This is a genomic window from Streptomyces triculaminicus, from assembly GCF_017349075.1.
In the GTDB taxonomy this organism is placed as follows: Bacteria; Actinomycetota; Actinomycetes; order Streptomycetales; family Streptomycetaceae; genus Streptomyces; species Streptomyces triculaminicus.
Map to the genome: position 1 here is coordinate 1,559,531 of NZ_JAFMOF010000001.1, position 21,449 is coordinate 1,580,979.

Genomic DNA, 21,449 nt, shown 5'->3' on the forward strand with positions numbered 1-21,449 from the left:
TTCCGTTTGACACGGGGGCGGGATGTACCGTCACACTCCGCAGCGTCACGTAACGCCCACAGAAACGCCCACACCGAGTGCCGACCGGAAGAAGAGCGAAGTTGTCCCCGACCAGCGAGACCGCACAGGGCGGCCGCCGACTCGTCATCGTCGAGTCGCCTGCCAAGGCGAAGACGATCAAGGGCTACCTCGGCCCCGGATACGTCGTCGAGGCGAGCGTCGGGCACATCCGTGACCTGCCGAACGGGGCCGCCGAGGTCCCGGCCAAGTACAAGGGCGAGCCCTGGGCCCGCCTCGGCGTGAACGTCGACGCGGACTTCCAGCCCATCTATGTGGTCAACAGCGACAAGAAGGATCAGGTCAAGAAGCTCAAGGAGCTGCTGGCCGACTCCGACGAGCTCTTCCTCGCCACGGATGAGGACCGCGAGGGCGAGGCCATCGCGTGGCACCTGCAGGAAGTCCTCAAGCCCAAGGTCCCGGTCCGCCGGATGGTCTTCCACGAGATCACCAAGGACGCCATCCAGGCCGCCGTCGCCAGCCCGCGCGAGCTGAACAAGAAGCTCGTCGACGCCCAGGAGACCCGCCGCATCCTCGACCGCCTCTACGGCTACGAGGTCTCGCCGGTCCTGTGGAAGAAGGTCATGCCGCGGCTGTCGGCCGGCCGCGTGCAGTCCGTCGCCACCCGCCTCGTCGTCGAGCGGGAGCGCGAGCGCATCGCCTTCCGCTCCGCCGAGTACTGGGACCTGACCGGCGTCTTCGGCACCGGCCGGGCGGGCGACGCGGGCGAGCCCGGCACCCTCTCCGCCCGCCTGAGCGCGGTCGACGGCCGGCGCGTCGCGCAGGGCCGCGACTTCGGCTCGACCGGGCGGCTCAAGGACGGCGCCCCGGTGCTCCACCTGGACGAGGCGAACGCCCGTGCGCTGGCCGCGGCCCTCGCCGACGCGTCCTTCGCGGTGCGCTCCGTCGAGTCCAAGCCGTACCGCCGTTCGCCGTACGCCCCCTTCCGCACGACGACGCTGCAGCAGGAGGCCTCGCGCAAGCTGGGCTTCGGCGCCAAGGCGACCATGCAGGTGGCCCAGAAGCTGTACGAGAACGGCTTCATCACCTATATGCGTACGGACTCCACGACGCTGTCCGACACGGCGGTGAACGCCGCCCGCACCCAGGTGACGCAGCTCTACGGCGCCGACTACCTGCCCGAGAAGCCGCGCACGTACGCCGGCAAGGTCAAGAACGCGCAGGAGGCGCACGAGGCGATCCGTCCTTCGGGTGATCGTTTCCGCACTCCCGCCGAGACCGGCCTGACCGGTGATCAGTTCCGGCTCTACGAGCTCATCTGGAAGCGGACCGTCGCCTCCCAGATGAAGGACGCGACCGGCAACTCCGTCACCGTCAAGATCGGTGGCCGGTCCTCCGACGGGCGCGACGCCGAGTTCAGCGCGTCCGGCAAGACCATCACCTTCCACGGCTTCATGAAGGCCTACGTCGAGGGCGCCGACGACCCCAACGCCGAGCTCGACGACCGCGAGCGCCGGCTGCCGCAGGTCACCGAGGGCGACCCGCTGACGGCCGAGGAGATCACCGCCGACGGCCACGCCACCAAGCCCCCGGCCCGCTACACCGAGGCCTCCCTGGTCAAGGAGCTCGAGGAGCGCGAGATCGGCCGCCCGTCGACATACGCGTCGATCATCGGCACGATCCTCGACCGCGGCTACGTCTTCAAGAAGGGCACGGCGCTCGTCCCGTCCTTCCTGAGCTTCGCCGTCGTCAACCTGCTGGAGAAGCACTTCGGCCGGCTCGTCGACTACGACTTCACCGCCTCCATGGAGGAGGACCTCGACCGCATCGCCCGCGGCGAGGCCCAGGCCGTGCCGTGGCTGCGCCGCTTCTACTTCGGCGAGGGCCCCGAGGGCGGCGCCGCCGACGCCGGCAACGGCGACGGCGACCACCTCGGCGGCCTGAAGGAGCTCGTCACCGACCTGGGCGCGATCGACGCCCGCGAGGTGTCCTCCTTCCCCGTCGGCAACGACATCGTGCTGCGCGTCGGCCGCTACGGCCCGTACGTCGAGCGCGGCGAGAAGGACGCGGAGGGCCACCAGCGCGCCGACGTGCCCGCCGACCTCGCGCCCGACGAGCTGACGGTGGAGTACGCGGAGGAGCTGTTCGCCAAGCCGAGCGGCGAGTTCGAGCTGGGCAAGGACCCGGAGACCGGCCACGAGATCATCGCCAAGGACGGCCGTTACGGCCCGTACGTCACCGAGATCCTCCCTGAGGGCACCCCGAAGACCGGCAAGAACGCGGTCAAGCCGCGGACGGCCTCGCTCTTCAAGTCGATGTCCCTCGACACGGTGACGCTCGAGGACGCGCTGAGACTGATGTCGCTGCCGCGCGTCGTCGGCACCGACGCCGAGGGCGTGGAGATCACCGCGCAGAACGGCCGCTACGGCCCGTACCTGAAGAAGGGCACGGACTCGCGCTCGCTCGAGAGCGAGGACCAGCTCTTCAGCATCACGCTGGAGGAGGCCCTCGCCATCTACGCGCAGCCCAAGCAGCGCGGGCGGGCCGCCGCCAAGCCGCCGCTGAAGGAGCTGGGCACCGACCCGGTCAGCGAGCGTCCGGTCGTGGTCAAGGACGGCCGCTTCGGCCCGTACGTCACCGACGGCGAGACGAACGCGACCCTGCGCCGCGACGACGACGTCGAGACGATCACGCCGGAGCGCGGTTACGAGCTGCTGGCCGAGAAGCGCGCGAAGGCCCCGGCGAAGAAGACCGCCAAGAAGGCCGCGGCGAAGAAGACGACGACGGCCAAGAAGGCTCCGGCGAAGAAGACCGCCGCGAAGAAGACGGCCGCCAAGAAGACGACGGCGACGAAGAAGGCCGCCGCCACGAAGAAGACGGCGGCGAAGAAGACCACCGCCGCCGCGGCGAAGGCGGCGGACGGCGAGTAGTCGGGCGCCATGTACGTCCTGTAGGTGTCGAGAGGGCGGTGGGCCGGATTCCGGTTCGCCGCCCTTCGGCGTTCCGTCCTTCGGCGTTCCGTCCTTCGGCGTTCCGTCCTTCGGCGTTCCGCCTTTCGGTGTTCTGCCCTTCGGCGTGCGGCCCGTCGCCGTGCGGCCTTTCGGCCGGTCGACGGGCCGTATGCGCCCGCACGTATGTTCGTTCACGCGTTCGGCGCAAGGTTCAGCATTCGGGCACTCCGGATAGGCTGGCAGGATGACGCGAGCCGAGCAGCCAACAGGGGAAACCCCCACTTCCGGAGCACTGGCGGCGGACTCCCGCGAGCGTGCCGTACGGGCCCTGCTGCGCTTCCGTCCGCTCAGGCGACTGTGGAGCGCCCAGTTCAGCGGAGGCGTCGGCGACGCCCTCGCCGTTCTCGTCCTGCTGCTGCTGTCGCTGCAGGCGGCACTGGTGGCGGGTTCGTTCGGCGGCGGGTACCGGGGCGCGGCCCTGGCCGTCGCCGCGGTCATCGCCGTGCGGCTGTTCGCGACGCTCCTCTTCGGTGCGGTCCTGCTGGGGCCGCTGTCCGCGCTCTTCGCGCCCGCCGGTCCGCTGGACCGCCGCTGGGCCATGATCGGGGCGGACGGGCTGCGGCTGGTGCTGCTCGGCCTCGCGCCGACCTGGATCGACCTCACCGAGGACAAGTCGCTCGCCCTGCTGCTCGTGACGGCCTTCGTCGTCGGCGTCGCCGAACGCGTGTGGACCGTGGCCAAGGACGGCGCCGTCCCGGCGCTGATGCCCAACGCGCCGCCGGAGGGCGACGCCGTACGCCCGCTGCCCGACCACTACGAGGCCCTGCGGCGCCTGACACTCCGTACGACCTTCGTCGCGCTGCCCCTCGCCGCGGCCGTGCTCGTCGCGATCACGCTCTTCGGCAACCTGCTGGGCGGCGCCGGCATCGAGTGGTTCCACAGCCACCAGCCCGCCCTCGGCGCGTACCTGGCGGCCGCGCTCTTCGCGGTCTCGGGCGTGATCCTGTACCTCCTGCCGCTGCCCGGCGTCCGGGAGGGCGCCCAGGCACCCCGCGTGCGCTCCCCGCTCGAGGGGATGCGCCGCCCCAAGACCGCCCAGGGCACGCCCGACACGGGCCGTACGGGCGCGATCCCCGTCCTCGTCCTGGCCTGCGCGGCCGTCGCGGGCGCGATCGCCGCGGCCGTCGGCGTCGCGGTGCTGCAGGCCGGCGAGCTCGGCGGCGGCCCCGTCGGCTTCGGGCTGCTGGTCCTCGCGCTCACCGGCGGCCCGGTCGCCGGCATCCGCGGCGCGCGCAAGGTCCTCCCCGGCTTCTCCCGGCGCCGCCTGCTGGCGCTGTCGCTCGCGCTGACCGGCCTGGCGCTGCTGGCCGGCGGCCTGGTCCCCGACCCGACGACCGTGCTGCTGCTCGTGCTGCTGGCGGGCGTCGGCGCGGGCATCGTCGCCAACACCGGGCACGCCCTGCTCGACCAGGAGACCGAGGAGAACCGCCGCGCCCGCACCACCGAGCACCTGCACGCCGTCGTCCGCGTCAGCATCGCGCTGGGCGCGGTCGTGGCCCCCGTCTTCGCCGCCCTCGTCGGCCCGCACCGGGTCGAGAGCGGCAACTTCGTCTTCGCGCACGGCGGGGCCGCCTTCACGCTGATGCTCGTCGGCGCGCTGCTCCTGCCCGTCGGCGCGCTCGTGCTGGGCAAGACGGACGACCGGCACGGAGTGCCGTTCCACAAGGACCTGCTGGACTCCCTGCGGGGCGGCGACCCGGCCGAGGGCGTCAGCACCCAGGGCTTCTTCATCGCCTTCGAGGGCGGCGACGGCGCCGGCAAGTCCACGCAGGTACGGGCGGTCGCGGAGTGGATCCGCGCCAAGGGCCACGAGGTCGTCGTCACCCGCGAACCGGGCGCCACGCCCATCGGCAAGCGGCTGCGCGCCATCCTGCTGGACGTCGCGTCGGCCGGGCTGTCGGACCGCGCGGAGGCGCTGCTGTACGCGGCCGACCGCGCCGAGCACGTCGCCTCGGTCGTACGCCCCGCCCTCGAGCGCGGCGCGATCGTCATCACGGACCGCTACATCGACTCCTCGGTCGCCTACCAGGGCGCCGGACGCGACCTGTCGCCGACCGAGATCGCCCGCATCTCGCGCTGGGCCACCGACGGGCTCGTACCGAACCTGACCGTGCTGCTGGACGTCTCGCCGGAGACCGCGCGCGAACGCTTCACCGAGGCCCCCGACCGGCTGGAGTCCGAGCCGGCGGAGTTCCACCAGCGCGTGCGCACCGGCTTCCTGACGCTGGCCGCCGCCGACCCGGCGCGGTACCTGGTCGTGGACGCCGGCCAGGAGCCAGAGGCCATCACCAAGGTCGTACGCCACCGGCTCGATCAGACGCTGCCCCTCTCCCAGGCCGAGATCGAGGCCCGCGAGGCGGCCCGCAAGGCCGCCGAGGAGGAGGCCCGGCGCAAGGCCGAGGAAGAAGCCGCGCGCAAAGCCGAGGAGGCACGCCTGGAGCGCGAGCGCCAGGAGCAGCTGGCCCGGCTGCGCGCCGAGGAGGAGGCCCGCAAGCTGCGCGAGGCCGAGGAAGCCCGGCGACGCGAGGAGGAACGCCAGGCGGAAGAGGCCCGGCAGCGCGCCGAGGAAGCCCGCCGGAAGGCCGAGGAGGAGCGCGAGCGCCGCGAGGCGGAGGAGCGCGCCCGCGCCGCCGAGCAGGAGCGGCTGCGCAAGCAGGCGGCCGAGGAGGCCCGGCTGCGCGCCGAGGCCGAGGAGCGGCGCCTGGAGAAGCAGCGCAAGGCGGAGGAGGCCCTGCTGAGGGCCGAGCGGGCGCGGATCGCGGCGGAGGCTGCCTCGGCCGCGGAGGCCGCTGCGGCGGTCGCGGCTCTCGCGGCTGGTGCCGGTGCGGGTGCTGGTGCTTCTGTGGCGGGTGCGGACGAGGCGCCGACGGTCGAGCGGCCTTCGCTGCGCAAGCCGGGCAGTGGCTCTCAGGGTGGTGCGGACGCGCCGACCGTGGAGACGCCGGTGCCGGGCGCGACCGGGGCGCGGGACGCGGCGGAGGCGCCTACGGTCGAGCGGCCGTCCCTGCGGAAGCCGGAGGCGCCGGAGGCGCGGGACGGCGGTGCTCCGGCGCCCCGTGCGGCCGACCCCCGGGGAGCGTGGACGGCGAAGCCGTCCGCTGCGGCCGGTGAGACGCCCGCTCCGCGGGCGTCCGAGGACGCGCGGTCGGCGGTGCGCCCGCCGGTCGTCGGGACCGCGGCGCTCCGTAAGACGGCCAGTGCGCATGACGCCGTCGGCGGCGGCGCGGAGAACGCGCGGCACGTGGAGAACGCGGGGGACGCCCCCACCGTCGAGACGCCGGCCCCGCGCCGGTCCGGCGGATCGCGTGGCGCCCAGGGCGCCAAGCCTGCCAAGCCTGCCAAGGGTGCGAAGGGCGCGGAGGACGAGACGGCGGTCCTGCCGCCTGTCCGGGACGCCGAGGACGAGACGGCGGTCCTGCCGCCTGTCCGGGACGCCGAGGACGAGACGGCGGTGCTGCCCCCCGTGGCCGCCGCCGAGGACGAGACGACCGTGCTGCCGCCGGTGATCACCGGCAATCCGGTGATCCAGCGCGTCACGTGGGGCGTCGAGCCCCCGGCGGGCGCCGCCGGCTCGGAGTCGGAGGAGACGACGGTCCTGCCGAAGCCGGCCACTCCGCCCGTACCGGCCGCCCGGCCGGAGAACCCGGCGGACCGGGTGCCGGACTGGCTGTTCCGGCCCGAGGACGGCGACGGCGGCGAGGCCGGCGCCGAGGCGCGGCCGGGGGCGCGGGACGGGTCCGAGCCCACCCGCGAGCTGCCGCCCGTCGCCGACGACGACGGTACGGGCCGGCCGGTGCGCAAGGCGCGCCGTCGGCCCGAATGGGCGGACGACGAGGCCCCCACCCTGGCGGACGACCTCCTCGGGCGCCGGAAGAAGCGGGCGAAGGGCGACGAGCGCGACCGCGACTAGGGCCTGTGCCGACCCGTCGGACACCCCCTAGGGCGGCGCGGACCACGCCCTCGTACACCGGGCGGCCCTCGGCCGACGGTCCGCTTTGTCAGTGGCGTGTCCCACAATGGGTAACCGCAGGACGGACAGCGCGGAGGACAGCCATGGCGGTGTGGGACGACCTGGTCGGCCAGGACCGGGTGATCGAGCAGCTCGCCGCTGCCGCGCGCGACGCCGACGCGCTCGTCACGGCGGAGGCCGCTCCCGGCGGGCCCGGAGCCGGGCCAGGGGGCGCGTCGAAGATGACGCACGCGTGGCTGTTCACCGGCCCGCCCGGCTCGGGGCGGGCCACCGCCGCCCGGGCCTTCGCGGCCGCGCTGCAGTGCGTCAGCCCGGACCGCGCGTACGGCGGACCCGGCTGCGGTTTCTGCGACGGCTGCCACACCTCTCTGGTGGGCACGCACGCGGACGTCGAGGTCGTCCGTACGGACGTGCTCTCGATCGGCGTCAAGGAGACCCGCGAGCTGGTCCGGCGCGCCCAGCTGTCGCCCGCCGGCGGCCGCTGGCAGGTGATCGTCCTGGAGGATGCGGACCGGCTCACCGAAGGCGCCGGCAACGTCCTGCTCAAGGCCGTGGAGGAGCCCGCTCCGCGCACGGTGTGGCTGCTGTGCGCGCCCTCCTTGGAGGACGTGCTGCCGACGATCCGCTCCCGCTGCCGCTCCCTGACGCTGCGTACGCCGCCCGCCGGCGCCGTGGCGGACATCCTCGTGCGCCGGGACGGCATCGAGCCGGAGCTGGCGGCCCAGGCCGCCCGGGCCACCCAGGGCCACATCGGCCGGGCCCGCCGGCTCGCCACCGACGAGCGGGCCCGCGCCCGGCGTGCCGCGGTGCTCAAGATGCCGCTGCGGGTCGCCGACATGGGCGGTGCCCTCAAGGCCGCCCAGGAGCTGATCGACGCCGCCGCCGAGGACGCCAAGCAGGTCGCGGAGGAGGTCGACACCAAGGAGACCGAGGAGCTGCGCGCGGCGCTCGGCGCCGCGGCGGGCACCGGCGGCCGGCTGCCGCGCGGCACGGCCGGCGCGATGAAGGACCTCCAGGACCGGCAGAAGCGCCGGGCGACCCGTACCCAGCGCGACAGCCTCGACCTGGCCCTGACCGACCTGACCGGCTTCTACCGCGACGTGCTGGCGATACAGCTCGGCTCGCGCGTCGAGCTCGCCAACACCGACGCCCGCGACACCCTGGAGCGGATCGCCGCCGGCTCCCGGCCGGAGGCCACGCTGCGCCGCATCGAGGCGATCGTCGCCTGCCGCCGGGCCCTCGACCGGAACGTGGCTCCCCTGCTGGCCGTCGAGGCGATGGCGGTGGCGCTCAGAGCGGGCTGAGGCCCCGGAAGGGCGAGGGGGCGCGTGGGTGCGTGAGTAATACGGGCGGGGCGGGGCAGACCGCAGGTTGGGTGATTCCTCACTCGTATGAGGACTAGTGGCCGGTAAGCCTGGCCAAGGCGGGTATCCGTCCGGATACGCTCCGTAAAGCCCGCATGTGGTGCGTGATGCGCGTCATGTGCGAGATGCCGCCTGCCTCCCACCCGTGAGGGACCCGCCGATGGACACCAGCCGCCTGCTCCGTACATCCGGCACGCTCGTCGCGACCGCGGCCCTGCTGATCTCGGCAGCCGTCGCGGGAGGCGCGGTGCCGGGCGCGAGCGCGGCGGGATCCGGCAGAGCGCGGGACGCGGCGGCCGACGCGCCGGCGCCCCCGCTGGAACCCCTGCCCGGCGCGCTGCCCGCCGCCCTGCGCCCGTACTACGCCCAGAAGCCGGCCTGGCGCCCCTGCGCCGGCAAGGGCGGTTCCGGCTTCGAATGCGCCACGCTGCGCGCCCCCCTGGACTACGCCGAGCCGAAGGCCGGGGACGTCAGACTCGCGGTCTCCCGCAAGAAGGCCACCGGCCCCGGCAAGCACCTCGGCTCGCTCATGGTCAACCCCGGCGGCCCGGGCGGCTCCGCGATCGACTTCCTCCGCGGGTACGCGGCCGCCGGCTACCCCGCGCCCGTCCGCGCCCGGTACGACATGGTGGCCATGGACCCGCGCGGCGTGGCGGGGAGCGAGCCGGTCCGGTGCCTGTCCGACGAGGAGATGGACGACTACGCCCAGGTCGACCAGACCCCGGACGACTCCTCCGAGGTCCGCGAACTGGTCGCCGCGTACAAAAAGTTCGCGGCCGGCTGCGCGACCCGCTCCGGCCGGCTCCTGCGGCACGTCTCGACCGTCGAGGCCGCCCGCGACATGGACATCTTCCGCGCCGCCCTCGGCGACGAGAAGCTCCATTACGTCGGCGCCTCCTACGGCACGTTCCTCGGCGCCACCTACGCCGGGCTCTACCCCTCCCGCGTCGGCCGGCTCGTCCTCGACGGCGCGCTGGACCCCTCGCTCGACCAGGAACAGATCAACCGCGACCAGAACGCCGGCTTCCAGACCGCCTTCGCCTCCTTCTCGCAGGACTGCGCCCAGCGCGACGACTGCCCCCTCGCCTCGGGCGGCCGCACGGAGGTCGCGGCGGTCCGGCTCAGGTCCTTCTTCGACCAGCTCGACCGCCACCCCCTTCCCACCGGCAAATCCCGCGAGCTGACCGAGAGCCTGGCCACCACCGGTGTGATCTCCGCCATGTACGACGAGGCGTCCTGGCCGCTGCTGCGCAAGGCCCTGCGCGACGCCCAGCACGGCGACGGCGCCCTCCTGCTGCGCCTGTCCGACGCCTACTACGAGCGCGACGAGCACGGCGCCTACAGCAACCTCATGCCCGCCAACTCCGCCGTGAACTGCCTCGACCTGCCCCCGGCCTTCAACGGCCCGGCGGGCGTCCTGCGGGCCCTCCCCGACTTCGAGAAGGCGTCCCCCGCCCTCGGCACGAGCTTCGCCTGGTCCGCCCTGACCTGCGCGTACTGGCCGACGCAGGCCACCGGCTCCCCCCATCGCATCACCGCCGCGGGCGCCGCCCCCATCCTCGTCGTGGGCACCACCCGCGACCCCGCAACCCCTACCCCTGGGCCCGCGCCCTCGCCTCCCAGCTCTCCTCCGGCCGCCTGCTGACCTACGACGGCGACGGCCACACCGCCTACACCCGCGGCAGCTCCTGCGTCGACTCCGCCGTCAACGCCTACCTCCTCACCGCCACCGCGCCCCCGCCTCCCGTAAATGCTCCTGACCTGCGAGCTCCCTCCCCGGCCGCCGTGTACGGAGCACCCCCGGAACCTGTGTAGACTTGGCCGCGCTGCTGATGCCGACCTCGGTTTCCGGCAGCTTGCCGCCTTAGCTCAGTTGGCCAGAGCAACGCACTCGTAATGCGTAGGTCTCGGGTTCGAATCCCGAAGGCGGCTCAGACGAAGCCCTGGATCACTCCGTGATCCAGGGCTTCTTTTGTCGTTCACTCCGTCCAGTCGCCCAGGTAGTCGATCTCCGAGGTCAGGCGGACGCCCGTGTGGTGGAGGACGTGGGTGCGGACGTGGGTGACGGCCTGGGCGAAGGCGGTGGCGGTGGCGCCTTCGTCGGCGACGAGGGTGGGGTGGAGGGTGGAGACGCGGACGCCCTGGGTGAGGGGGTGCCGAGGGTGAAGCCGGAGTGCTGGATGAGCCAGCCGGCGCTGACGCGGGTGGAGCCGTCGGGGAAGCGGTTGACGGGGGCGCCGTGGGCGCGGAGGGCGGTGGCCTGGGCGGGGGTGACCTCGGGGCTGAGGAAGACGCTGCCGACCGAGCGGCGGTCGGGGGCGTCGGGGTCGAGGACCATGCCCTTGCCCCGGCGGACGGTCAGGACGGCGCCGGCGGCTTCGGCGAGGGGCACGCGGGTGCCGCGGGGGACGCCGAGTTCGGCGGCGACGGCGCCGTAGGAGACGGGGGCGCTCAGGGCGGACCGGCGCAGGGCGAAGGTCAGGGTGAGCAGGGTCCAGCGGCGGGTGTGCTTGAAGAGGCTGGTGCGGTGGCCGAGGCGGCAGGCGGCGGCGTCGAGGGTGACCCGGCGGCCCTGCTGCCAGTCCCAGGCGGTGACATGGCGCAGGGTGTCGGCGACCTCCTGGCCGTAGGCGCCGACGTTCTGGACCGGGGTGGCGCCCGTGGTGCCGGGGATGCCGGTGAGCATCTCCATGCCGGTGAGGCCTTCGGCGACGGTGAGGGCGACCAGGTCGCCGAGCGGGTGCCCGGCCTGGACGTCGAGGAGCAGGCCGTCGTCCGGGGCGGTGCCGGCGACGCGTACGCCCTTGGTGGCCATCCTCAGGACGGTGGGGGTGCAGCCGGCGTCGGCGGCCAGGACGTTGCTGCCCTCGCCGAGGGTGACCGGCGGGCCGGGGCGGGTGGCCGCGAGGGCGGCGAAGTCGGGGAAGTCCGCCGGGTCGTGCAGCTCGGCGACGACGGAGGCCGGACCTCCGATGCCCAGGGTCGTCATCGAGGCGAGCGGTAACGCGTGGGTGACGTGCATGGATTCCTTCTGCCTAACTGGCCGCGCGAGGGCTGTCCTCCTCCTGGGGCCGGTCCGCCCTCAGGAGGTCGTCGGTCCGCTGCACGATCGTCCGGGCCGCCGCGCTGTCGAAGCGCAGGAAGCGTCCGCGCAGTTCGGACAGCCGGGCGGTGGCGCGCAGCGAGGTGACGGTGTCGGTGAGGTCCAGGGCGTCCCCGGCGGCTTCCGCGGCGCCGTCGACCTCGCCGCGGGCGAGCCGGGCCTCGGCCAGGGAGGCGCAGTGCAGCAGCCGGTTGCGGGGCTGGCTGTCGCCGAGCAGTTCGATGCCGTGCTGGAGGTGCCACTCGGCCTGCCGGGGGCGTCCGATCTCCAGCCAGGCGCGGCCGGCGTCGGCCACCATGACGGCGGGGGAGAGCCAGTACGCCCAGGGGGCGTCGGCGGGCGGGCCGCCGGCCTGGGAGAGTTCGGCGGCCTCCTCCAGGGCCCGTCGGCAGCCTGTCTCGTCGCCGAGGCCGGCGTGCGCCCTGGCCTGGCGGGTGGCGAGCAGGGCCTGGGTGATGCCGGGTTCCTCGCCGGCCGAGCCCTTGCGGGCGATGCGGATAAGCCGCAGCGCCTCCTCGCCCCGGCCCGACCAGGCGGCGCGGTAGCTCATGCAGGAGATGACGTAGGCGGCCAGGGAGCGGTCGCCGGCGGTGCGCGCGGCGTCCAGGGCGGTCAGGAAGCAGGAGCGGCTGCGCCGTTCGAGGCCGAGGTCGGCGGCGAGCCAGCCGGCGAGCTGGGCGAGTTCGGCGATGATGCCGTGCAGGCGGACGCCGGTGGAGGCGGGGTAGGCGTAGTCGGCGGCCATCTTGCGGGCCCACCGCAGGTCCTGCAGCGCCCAGTCCATCACCAGCCCGCCGTGGGAGCTGTCGTCCAGGAGGCGGAGCTGGCGTATGCGGGCGGTGAGCATGTCCAGCGCCTCGACGGGTATCTCGGCGCCGCGCATGCGCGTGGGCGGCGCGTTCTCGTCGCCGAGCAGCCAGTCGACGGCGGCGGGAAGCGGGTCCGGCAAGGGGGGTTCGGGGGCCGGGTCCGGTATCCCGGTGGAGGTCGCCCCGCGCGGGTCCGGGACGAGCGAGGGGCGGGCCTGGCGGGCGGACGGCGGGAAGTGCTGGGGCCACAGCGCGCCGACGGTGATGTGCTCGCCGAGGCGCTCGGAGAGGATCGTGGCGACGACGTGGGGGAGCCGGCGCCGGGGCAGGGCGCCCTTGAGCCAGTTGTAGGGCGCCTTGGCGCTGATGGTGCCGGGGCCGCACTTCCTGTTGATCTCGCGGGCCAGCTGTTCAGGGGTCCAGGAGAGGAGCTGCAGGCAGGAGGCGAGTACGGAGGTGCCGCCGGCTTCCATCGCTCGCTCCCCCGCCCTTCGCGGACGCTTGTGAACGTAACCAGGCATTCCCCTTACCCGTGTGGTCAATCTGTGACGGCAGCCACAGATGGTGACTCATCGTGCGAAGCATGCGAACCGGCGACCGGACGCGGCCGCAGCACGAGCCAGTAGAGGACCACCCCTGCCGCCAGCATGCCGTCCGCGAAGAGGAAGGGGGCGTGGAACGAGCCGGTCGTCTGCGCCAGCCAGCCGGTGAGCAGCACGCCGCACGCGGTGGCGGCGGTGTTGGCGAAGTTCATCAGCCCGCTGACGGCTCCCACCGCGCCCTCCGGGGCGAGCAGGCCGGGCAGGCTCCAGGCCACGGGGGCGGCCACGGCCAGGCCCGCGAGCGAGAGGGACATCCAGGCGACGGCCATGCCCGGGGAGCCGGCCGTTCCGGCCGCGCCGATCGTCGCGCCGCAGGCCAGGCCCGCGACGAGCACCCACCGGCGGACGGCCCACGGGTCGCGGCCGCTCCGTACGAGGTGGTCGACCAGCCAGCCGCCGAGCAGCAGTTCCGCCACGGTGGCGACGGCCCAGGGGACCATCGAGTAGAGGCCGGAGGCCAGCAGCTTGACGTGAAACTGCCGTTGGAAGAACGCCGGCATCCAGGTGAGCACGATGTTGATCGTGTAGCCGTAGCAGGCGAAGCCGAGCGAGAGGGCCCAGATCCGGCGGGAGCCCAGCGCCCGGCGCAGCCCTCCGGCCCGGGGCCGGTCGGCGTCCCGCGCCCCGCCCCGGAGGATGAACTCCCGTTCGGCCGCGCCCAGCAGGGGGTGCTCGGACGGATCGCGGTAGCCGATCCACCACACCGCCGTGAACAGCAGGCTGAGCACCGAGGTGAACAGGAAGCCCGCCCGCCAGCCCCATTCGCTCATCACGAACGCGAGCACCGGGAAGGCCACCATGTTGGCCAGCTTGGTCGCGCCGTCGAAGAGAGCCGTCGCCATGCCGCGCTCGTCCACGGGGAACCAGGCCGCGGTCGCCTTCGAGGCGCCGACCATCGACGGCCCCTCCGCCACGCCCAGCAGCAGCCGGGCCGCGATCACCGTCCCCAGCCCGCCGGCGATCGCGGTCAGCAGACCGGCGACCGACCACAGCAGCGAGGCGATACGGGTGAGCCGGGAGATGCCCAGCATGTCGACGAGGAGGCCGGCGGGCAGCTGCACCAGGCAGTACGACCAGGTGAACGCGGACAGGACGATGCCCAGCTGGGCGAGGTCGAGCCCGAAGTCGGTGGCGATGGAGGAGCTCGCGACGGACAGGGCGGTGCGGTCGACGAAGTTGACCAGGATGCCGCCGGCGATCAGCCCTCCGATCGCCCAGCGCGTACGTCCCCCGGATCCAGCCACCGGCCCCGCTCCTCCCCTCCGTGGACGCGCCACTCGCCCCGCCGGTCAGGCCCGACCTGACCAAGCTGACCGAACTGACCGCCGCCACGCCTTCAGAAAGGATCTCAGGTGCGCTGGAGTGGGATCACCAGTCAGGACGCGCACGGGGGAGTTGAAGCCATGTCCGATGTATTGGCGAGAACCGAGTTCGTGCCCGTGGGGATGCTGCTGCCGGCCGACTCCCCGCGTCTCGCCGGCGAGAACGTCCGGCACACCCGGATGCTGGCCGAGTCCGGCGGGGCCCTGCCGCCGATCGTCGTGCACCGGCCCACCATGCGCATCGTCGACGGCGTGCACCGCCATCGCGCCGCCCAGCGCCGCGGCGACGCGCGCATAGAGGTGCGGTTCGTGGAAGGGACGCCGGAGGACGCGTTCGTCCTCGCCGTCCGGCTGAACACCACGCAGGGCATGCCGCTCACCCATGAGGACCGTACGGCCGCCGCCGCACGCATCCTCGTCAGCCACCCGCACTGGTCGGACCGGCGCATCGCGGCGCTCACCGGCGTCTCCGCCAGCGTCGTCGCCCAGCGGCGGCGCTCCATAGGCCGGGACAAGGGCCTGAGCGCGCGGACGGGACGCGACGGGCGGGTCCGCCCGCTCAACGCGGCGGACGGGCGCCGGCGCGCCGTGCAGTACATCACCGACCGGCCCGGGGCGTCCCTGCGGGAGATCGCCCAGGTGGCGGGGGTGGCCGTGGCCACCGCACGGGACGTGCGCGAGCGGCTGCGCCACGGCGAGGACCCGGTGCCGGCGAAGTTGCGCGCCGCGGAGGGCAGTACGGGCGATGAGATGCCGATGCCCTTCGACAGCGGCTCCGCCATGCGCCGCGACCCCTCGCTGCGCTTCTCCGAGTCCGGCCGGACCCTGCTGCGGCTGCTGAGCTTCCGCTCCCTGGACGGCGAGAAGCTGCGCTGGCTCGCCGAGAGCGTGCCGCCGCACCGCACGGCCGACGTGGCCCAGGCCGCGCGACGCTGCGCCGAGCAGTGGCTGAAATTCGCCCGCGACATCGAGCAGCGGGGTTCGGAGCGGCGCTCGGCGGCGCGGGGCGAGCTCAGCCGTTCCTGAAGCGGTTCCCGGAACCGCCCTCAGCCGCTCCCGAAGCCGTGGCCCGGACCGACCCCCACCGGTCCGGGCCACGGCGCTCCCGGCCGGGCCGTGACGCGGCCCGGCCGGGGGTGTCTCAGGAGGTGGCGTCCGTACCGGCGAACTGCCCGGGCTTGCGTCCCTCGCCGGACGGGCCGCGATAGCACTGGGCTATGGGCAGCCAGCGGGCCGCCTCGTCGCCCGTGGCGACGAGGGCGAGGTCGTCGGGGTGCCGGCGCCGGGTCGCCAGGAGGCAGAGGTCCAGGGCGGGCCCGCTGATCTTCTGTGCGGCGTCGGCGGGGCCGAACTCCCAGCGGGTGCCGGAGGGCGCGGTCAGCTCGAAGCGGAAGGGCTCGCTCGGCGGTGTCAGACCCCGGGAGAGGTAGCCGAAGTCCCGGGTGAGGGCGATGAATCCGGCAAGGTGACGGAGCCGGTCGGTGGGCTCGGGGCGGACGCCGACCGCGCCGGCGATGTCCTGACCGTGCGCGAAGACCTCCATGTGCCCGGCGCAGGCCAGCACGGCCGGCGGGAGCGGGTTGACCAGCCACGGCACCACCTGCCCGGCGGGCACCGCCGCCAGGGCCGCCACCGACGCCTCGGCCGAGGCCCGCCAGCGGGCCAGCACCTGCTCGCGGGTCATGGCGCGGTACGGCTGGAGGGCCGCGTTCACCGCGCCGTCGAAGTCGCGCGCCGCGCCGGCGGCCATCGCCTTGAAGGCCTCCGGGTCGCTCGCCGCCGTGCCGGCCGCGTCGAAGATGAAGGTCAGGTGGGCGATCTGGTCGGCCACGGACCAGCCCGGCGCGGGTGTTTGCGCGCGCCACTTCTCGTCGTCGAGGCCGGCCACGAGCCGGTCGAGGTCGTCGATGGCGGCGGTCAGGTCCTTCAGTACGTCCTGGACGTTGTCCATGTGCGGATTCCCTTCAGCGAACTTCATTGGTCTTCAGTCGACTTCGGTCATCGGAGGGCGAGCCGGGCGCCGGCCCGCCGGGCCGCCGTGAACGCGGCCCACGAGGTGAGTTCGATCAGCGGCCGGTCGCCGGGGCGGCGGGCCCGGAAGGCGGCGACGGCGTCCGGGCCCGCCCGGTAGGAGGCCAGCGCGGTCAGCAGGGCCAGCCGGCCCGCCGGGCGCAGTGTCGGCGGCAGGCCGTCCGCCGCGGCCTCGGCCCGGAGGGGTCCGGGGCGGTCCGGCGGCCCGGCGGCCGCGTCGGCCAGGGCGTCGTGGACCAGCCGGCGTACGGGCTCCGGCACCGAGCGGTCGCCCGCGGCGTCGGCGGCCGCGGCGGCCCGGGCGAAGGCCCCCGCGACGGCGGGCCGCCCCGCCGCCCAGGCCAGGTCGGGCGGCAGGGGCGCGGCGGGCAGCAGCCCCAGCGAGTCGCCGGGCGCGGGGGCGCCGGGGGCCGGCGGGCGCGTGACGCGGCTGACGGCCCGCAGCATTCCGCCGCGCAGGGCAGCGGGGGCGAGCGGCGGTACGGGCGAGTCGCGCAGGAAGAGGTTGACCATGCGGTTGAGGTAGTGGAAGGTCACCGCCACGCCGACGACCTCCGGCGCGTCCTCGTCCGGGAACGGGCGCGGCCCGCCGCGCCGGGCCCAGGCCGAAAGGCGCCCGGCCGCGTCGTCCGGCGGCAGCGTGCGCACCTGGGCCCGGTGCACGTCGACGCAGTAGGGGCAGGAGTTGTCCCGCGAGACGCCGGTGGCGACCGCCTCCTTGGCGGCGCGGCTCACCCGGCCGTCGGCGAGGAGGGTCTCGCGGAGCATCAGCCAGCAGGCGGCGAGGGACTCGGGCGCGGGGGAGTGCAGGGCCAGCGGCGGCGCGAGCAGCCCGAACTCCCGCTCGGAGGCGGCGTACACGGTGGCGACCGTGCCCTCGGCGGCGCCCTGCGGCACCGCCCGTACGTGCCGGATCTGTGCCAGCGAGCCGCGCAGCGCCGTGCGGACGAGCGTTCTCGCCGCGGTCGCCGCGGTCATCGTGCGGAGACCACGGGCAGCACGCCGCGCCGCCCGGCCGTCGAGCCGTCGGGCGCCGGGGCGCCGTAGGCGACCTTGACGCCCCGCTCGCGGGCGGCGCGCACGATGCCGGGCACGGCGCGTTCGGCGAGCGCGGCGATGGTCATGGCGGGGTTGACCGTCAGGGCGCCGGGCACGGCCGAGCCGTCGGTGACGAAGATCCCGGGGTGGCCGCGCAGTTCGTGGCGGTCGTCGAGGGCGGAGGTGGCGGGGTCGTCGCCGATGCGGCAGGAGGCGAGCGGGTGGACGGTGTAGGCGCCGACGACGTCGTTGGTCCAGGGCAGGACGGTGGCCAGCCCGTCCTTCTCCAGGATCTCCTTCACCTCGGCGTCGGAACTGGCCCAGCCGCGCAGGGTGTTCTCGGTCGGTACGTACCGCAGCGAGCCGCGGCCGAGCATCTGCTGCGAGATGCGGTGGGCGTTGCCGGTGGCCGGGGGCGGGCCGAAGACGCCCTCGTTGTCGTCCTCGCTCATCGTGAAGATCGTCAGCCAGGAGCGCCACCGCTCGAGCATCTTCCGCTTCTCGGGGCCGAACCATACGGGCCCGTCGGCGCCGGCCGTCTGGGCGAGGATGGTGCCGAGGCCGGGTGGGAAGTAGAGCTGTTCGAGTGAGTAGCGGGAGAACTCCGGCAGCGAGCCGTCGAGGCGGTCCCAGCTGGCGGCGGTGGGTCCCCTGCCGATGTGGTTGGCCTCGTACGCGGTGCCGTCGGGGCGGGTGAGCCCGAGGACCTCGGCGACCTTGTCCTCGTCGAGGACGGCGGTGTTGAGGCGTTCGCCGTTGCCGGAGAAGTAGCGGCCGACGGCCCGGGGCATGGAGCCGAGGGCGGCCTCGCTGCGCTGGAGGATGACGGGGGTGGCGCCGGCCCCGGCCGCCAGTACGACGAGCTTGGCGTCGATGGTGCCGCTCTCGCCGTGGACGCGGTAGTCCTCCTCGTCGATGAGCGTGTAGTGGGCGCGGAAGCCGCCGTCGTCGGTCCTCGAGAGGTACTGCACCTCGTGCAGCGGCCGGATCTCGGCACCGTGGGCGAGGGCGGCGGGCAGGTAGTTGAAGAGCAGCGACCGCTTGGCGTCGAAGCGGCAGCCGGCCATCATCCAGTTGCAGTTGACGCACTTGTCGCCGTCGATGGCCACGGGCAGGGGGTTGGCGGTGCGGCCGGCGTGGTGGCAGGCGGCCGCCCACAGTCCGCCCGCGTAGGTGACGTCGTTCCAGTCCTGGCGGGTGACGGGCATGGCCTCGGCGACCCGGTCGTACCAGGGGTCCAGGGTGTCGCGGCTGATCGCCGCCGGCCACATGCGCCGGCCGATGCTGCCGTGCCGGTCGAAGACGAACCGGGGGGCGCGGGGCATCGCCGCGAAGTAGACGACGCTGCCGCCGCCGACGCAGTTGCCGCCGAGCACGCTCATGCCGTCGCCGACGACGAAGTCGAAGGCGCGGGTGTAGGAGGAGCCGAGCTTGTAGTCCTGCTCGAAGTCGGCGCTTTCCAGCCACGGACCGCGTTCGAGGACGGTGACCGAGGCGCCGCCCGCGGCGAGGTGGTAGGCGGCGATCGCGCCGCCGAAGCCGCTGCCGACGACGAGGATGTCGGTGCGTTCGGTGCTGCTCATGCCGGGCTCCCTGAGGGTGTCGTGTCGGGGTGCAGGCGCGCCAGCGGCCGGCCGTAGGAGTGGTCGGGGTAGCGCCACAGGCCGTCGGGGTCGGGCCGGCGCATGCCCATGACGGCGAGGCCCGGATGGCCGGCGGCGATCGCCTCGGCGGTGTGCAGGTGGGCGGCCGAGTCGAAGGCCATGTTGCAGAACAGCGCGAGCAGCACCCAGAATTCGCGCTCGGGGTGGCCGGGAGCGGTCAGCCGCCGGACGAGGGCCGCGCGGTGGCCGGGTGGGAGCGCCTCGAAGGCCGGTGACGTGCCGTCGGGCGGCAGCGCGTGCTCGTCGGCGTGGGACCGGGCGTGCTCGTCGAGCAGCCGCGCGAGTTCGTCCAGGTCCTGGGAGATGCCGGTGGCGTCCCAGCGCAGGAGCTCCAGGGCGCCGGCCGCGGCCGCGCCGTCGAGGATGGTGTCCGCGTACGCCTCGAGCGTCCGCGCCGTGTGCTGCTCGTCCGGTATCTTCCGGTCACTCAACTCCGCCTCCACTGCGTGGATATGGCTTTCGGTGTGCCGGTAATAGGCTGGGGGCGCGGGCGCGCCCAGGTTACCGGCGAGTTCGGAAGGAATCGTTCCGAATTCCCTCGGTGCAAACCCGTTTGAAATTCTTGCCAAAAACCGGCCAGCCGGTAGGCTCTGACCGATCAAGGCCGGGCCGCCGTCGCGTGCGCCTGCCCGGTCCGCTCCACCGTGAAGTACGGCCCGCTCGAAGAACCGATCATGCGAGGCAAGAACGAACCACGGGGGACAGTATGGAAAGAGCCGACGTCGGTGTGCGCTACGCCTATTCGGTGCGAATCGACAACCTCCTTCCCGCGGATTCACCGCGGCTGAACGGACTGGACGAGGAACACGCGCGCCAGCTGGCGGAGAAGGAATCGGAATTACCGCCGATCCTCGTCCACCGGACGACCCTGCGGGTCATCGACGGAATGCACCGGATACGCGCCGCCGAACTGAACGGCCGCTCGGAGATCGCGGCCACGTTCTTCGACGGCTCCGCCGCGGAGGCCTTCCTCCGCTCGGTCGTCGCCAACATCTCGCACGGACTCCCCCTGTCGATGGCCGACCGCAAGGCCGCGGCGGCCCGGATCCTGACCTCGCACCCCCTCCTCTCCGACCGCGCCGTCGCCGCCTACACGGGCCTGGCCGCCCGGTCGGTGGGAGCCGTGCGACGGCGTTCAGCCGCGGATTCGCTGCAGGTGAACGTCCGTATCGGCACCGACGGCAAGCCGCACCCGCTCAACCGCGCCGCCGGCCGCATCCGGGCCTCGGAGGTCATCGCCGAGCGGCCCGACCTGCCCCTTCGCGAGATCGCCAGGGTCGCCGGCATCTCCGTGGGCACCGCGCACGACGTCCGCACCCGGCTGCGCCGCGGGGAGGCCCCCGTCCCCGCGACGCGCGCCGCGACCGGCGACGGCGCCGTCGCCGGACGCGTGCGGACGACCGCGCGGACGGGACGGGACGAACACGACGGCACACGAGATCCTCATTTCACGCTGCGCAGGCTCGCCGGCGACCCCTCGCTGCGGCAGAGCGAGTCGGGCCGGGAACTGCTGCGCTGGCTGCACACTCAGGTCGCCATGGGCGACGACTGGAAAAGGCGGATGGACGCCGTTCCGCCGCACTGCGCGGACGCCGTGGCCGAACTGGCCCGGCAGTGCTCGGACACCTGGCGGCAGATCGCCCGGGAAATGCACCGCCGCACGTCCGCCGAATGACCGCCGCCACACCGTGATGCATCTTCATCGAATCAGGGAGGGGTCATGCTGAATTCCACCGAGTTGGCCGTCAAAAGGGTCATCGATGACATGCACGCCAATCTCGGCCAAGAGCTCACCATCGACGACATGGCCCGTACGGCGATGTTCAGCAAGTTCCACTTCACCCGGATCTTCCGGGACACCACCGGGGTCTCACCGGGGCGCTTCCTTTCCGCGCTCAGGCTCCAGGAGGCCAAGCGCCTTCTCGTCGGTACGTCGATGAGCATCGCCGACATCAGCAGCGAGGTCGGCTACAGCAGCGTCGGGACGTTCAGTTCACGTTTCAAGATATGTGTGGGCGTCGCTCCCTCCGCGTATCGCGAAATGGGCGGATTCACCTCGGAGATCCGCACCGACGACAGTCACTGGACGGGCGGCCGGCAGCAGTCGCTGCGCGGCGAGGTCCTCCTTCCGCCCGCCCGGTCGCCGGGTTTCGTCTTCATGGGCCTCTTCCCCGGCTGCGTGCCCCAAGGTCAGCCCGTGCGCTGCGCGGTGCTCGACGGGCCCGGCGCCTACGAGCTGCCGGACGTGCCCGTGGGCACCTGGCATCTGCTGGTGCACTCGGTCCCCTTCGGATACGAGGGCGTGCCCTCGGGTCTCGGCGACGCCGTGACCCCGTCCGTCGGGGCCTTCGGCCCCCTCACCGTCCTTCCCGACACCGTCCTCGCCCCCGCCGACATCTGGCTGCGCGGCGTGCGGACGCTGGACCCGCCGGTGCTGCTGGCGCTGCTCGACCTGCGGATGGCGGCCCTCGAGGCGGTCGCCGGCTGAGGGACGGTCGCCGGCTGAGGGGCGGGGGC

Annotated in this window: 13 protein-coding genes, 1 tRNA gene and 1 pseudogene; 8 read left to right on the forward strand and 7 right to left on the reverse strand. The window is 73.8% G+C overall.

Going from position 1 to position 21,449, the window contains the following annotated elements:
* Window positions 1-101 precede the first annotated feature (101 nt).
* The 5 genes and pseudogenes from topA to J1792_RS07290 all read left to right on the forward strand — a co-directional run bounded on the left by topA (window position 102) and on the right by J1792_RS07290 (window position 10,295).
* On the forward strand, window positions 102-2,948 hold the full coding sequence (gene topA / locus J1792_RS07270; RefSeq protein WP_207246853.1) for a type I DNA topoisomerase: 2,847 nt from the start codon (window positions 102-104) through the stop codon (window positions 2,946-2,948).
* Between the two features lie 265 nt (window positions 2,949-3,213).
* Window positions 3,214-6,939, forward strand: a complete 3,726-nt coding sequence (tmk, locus tag J1792_RS07275; RefSeq protein ID WP_207246854.1) for a dTMP kinase — start codon at window positions 3,214-3,216, stop codon at window positions 6,937-6,939.
* A 143-nt stretch (window positions 6,940-7,082) separates the two neighbouring features.
* A complete protein-coding gene (locus tag J1792_RS07280; RefSeq protein WP_086565939.1) occupies window positions 7,083-8,303 on the forward strand; it encodes a DNA polymerase III subunit delta' in 1,221 nt (406 codons plus the stop codon).
* A 220-nt stretch (window positions 8,304-8,523) separates the two neighbouring features.
* Window positions 8,524-10,178, forward strand: a pseudogene (locus J1792_RS07285) (alpha/beta hydrolase).
* A gap of 43 nt (window positions 10,179-10,221) precedes the next feature.
* Window positions 10,222-10,295, forward strand: a tRNA-Thr gene (locus J1792_RS07290).
* Window positions 10,296-10,380: 85 nt separating this feature from the next.
* Here J1792_RS07290 and J1792_RS07295 read toward each other — a convergent pair.
* The 3 genes from J1792_RS07295 to J1792_RS07305 form a co-directional block, all read right to left on the reverse strand.
* A complete protein-coding gene (locus J1792_RS07295) occupies window positions 10,381-11,385 on the reverse strand; it encodes a UDP-N-acetylmuramate dehydrogenase (RefSeq protein WP_242645466.1) in 1,005 nt (334 codons plus the stop codon).
* Between the two features lie 13 nt (window positions 11,386-11,398).
* The gene (locus J1792_RS35015) at window positions 11,399-12,748 is read right to left on the reverse strand and encodes an NsdA family TPR-like regulatory protein (RefSeq protein ID WP_207246855.1); all 1,350 of its coding nucleotides are present in this window, start codon (window positions 12,746-12,748) and stop codon (window positions 11,399-11,401) included.
* Window positions 12,749-12,813: 65 nt separating this feature from the next.
* A complete protein-coding gene (locus tag J1792_RS07305) occupies window positions 12,814-14,121 on the reverse strand; it encodes an MFS transporter (RefSeq protein ID WP_242705387.1) in 1,308 nt (435 codons plus the stop codon).
* Window positions 14,122-14,280: 159 nt separating this feature from the next.
* Between J1792_RS07305 and J1792_RS07310 the strand changes: the two genes are divergently transcribed.
* Window positions 14,281-15,225: a ParB/RepB/Spo0J family partition protein gene (locus J1792_RS07310; RefSeq protein WP_086568066.1), complete on the forward strand. Its 945-nt coding sequence runs from the start codon at window positions 14,281-14,283 to the stop codon at window positions 15,223-15,225.
* A 115-nt stretch (window positions 15,226-15,340) separates the two neighbouring features.
* On the opposite strand, the gene J1792_RS07315 is transcribed toward J1792_RS07310, so the two are convergent.
* Genes J1792_RS07315 through J1792_RS07330 form a run of 4 tightly spaced genes read right to left on the reverse strand, consistent with a single transcriptional unit; the run spans window position 15,341 to window position 19,363 of the window.
* A complete protein-coding gene (locus J1792_RS07315; protein ID WP_207246856.1) occupies window positions 15,341-16,150 on the reverse strand; it encodes a TIGR03084 family metal-binding protein in 810 nt (269 codons plus the stop codon).
* A gap of 47 nt (window positions 16,151-16,197) precedes the next feature.
* A complete protein-coding gene (locus J1792_RS07320; RefSeq protein WP_207246857.1) occupies window positions 16,198-17,208 on the reverse strand; it encodes a carboxymuconolactone decarboxylase family protein in 1,011 nt (336 codons plus the stop codon).
* Window positions 17,205-18,851: an FAD-dependent oxidoreductase gene (locus J1792_RS07325; RefSeq protein ID WP_207246858.1), complete on the reverse strand. Its 1,647-nt coding sequence runs from the start codon at window positions 18,849-18,851 to the stop codon at window positions 17,205-17,207. The genes J1792_RS07320 and J1792_RS07325 overlap by 4 nt, the downstream gene beginning before the upstream one ends.
* Window positions 18,848-19,363 (reverse strand): DUF5987 family protein, encoded by a 516-nt coding sequence (locus J1792_RS07330; protein WP_372446076.1) that lies wholly within the window; start codon window positions 19,361-19,363, stop codon window positions 18,848-18,850. The genes J1792_RS07325 and J1792_RS07330 overlap by 4 nt, the downstream gene beginning before the upstream one ends.
* Before the next feature lie 275 nt (window positions 19,364-19,638).
* Between J1792_RS07330 and J1792_RS07335 the strand changes: the two genes are divergently transcribed.
* Both J1792_RS07335 and J1792_RS07340 read left to right on the forward strand, forming a co-directional pair.
* On the forward strand, window positions 19,639-20,607 hold the full coding sequence (locus J1792_RS07335) for a ParB/RepB/Spo0J family partition protein (RefSeq protein WP_207246859.1): 969 nt from the start codon (window positions 19,639-19,641) through the stop codon (window positions 20,605-20,607).
* 45 nt (window positions 20,608-20,652) lie between these two features.
* A complete protein-coding gene (locus J1792_RS07340) occupies window positions 20,653-21,420 on the forward strand; it encodes a helix-turn-helix domain-containing protein (RefSeq protein WP_207246860.1) in 768 nt (255 codons plus the stop codon).
* The last annotated feature ends 29 nt before the right edge of the window (window positions 21,421-21,449 follow it).

Bases quoted from the DNA above. Each gene is read 5' to 3' on its own strand.
- tmk (WP_207246854.1), top strand. From the start codon at position 3,214: ATGACGCGAGCCGAGCAGCCAACAGGGGAAACCCCCACTTCCGGAGCA.
- J1792_RS07280 (WP_086565939.1), top strand. From the start codon at position 7,083: ATGGCGGTGTGGGACGACCTGGTCGGCCAGGACCGGGTGATCGAGCAG.
- J1792_RS07295 (WP_242645466.1), bottom strand. From the start codon at position 11,385: ATGCACGTCACCCACGCGTTACCGCTCGCCTCGATGACGACCCTGGGC.
- J1792_RS35015 (WP_207246855.1), bottom strand. From the start codon at position 12,748: ATGGAAGCCGGCGGCACCTCCGTACTCGCCTCCTGCCTGCAGCTCCTC.
- J1792_RS07310 (WP_086568066.1), top strand. From the start codon at position 14,281: ATGTCCGATGTATTGGCGAGAACCGAGTTCGTGCCCGTGGGGATGCTG.
- J1792_RS07315 (WP_207246856.1), bottom strand. From the start codon at position 16,150: ATGGACAACGTCCAGGACGTACTGAAGGACCTGACCGCCGCCATCGAC.
- J1792_RS07320 (WP_207246857.1), bottom strand. From the start codon at position 17,208: ATGACCGCGGCGACCGCGGCGAGAACGCTCGTCCGCACGGCGCTGCGC.
- J1792_RS07325 (WP_207246858.1), bottom strand. From the start codon at position 18,851: ATGAGCAGCACCGAACGCACCGACATCCTCGTCGTCGGCAGCGGCTTC.
- J1792_RS07335 (WP_207246859.1), top strand. From the start codon at position 19,639: ATGGAAAGAGCCGACGTCGGTGTGCGCTACGCCTATTCGGTGCGAATC.
- J1792_RS07340 (WP_207246860.1), top strand. From the start codon at position 20,653: ATGCTGAATTCCACCGAGTTGGCCGTCAAAAGGGTCATCGATGACATG.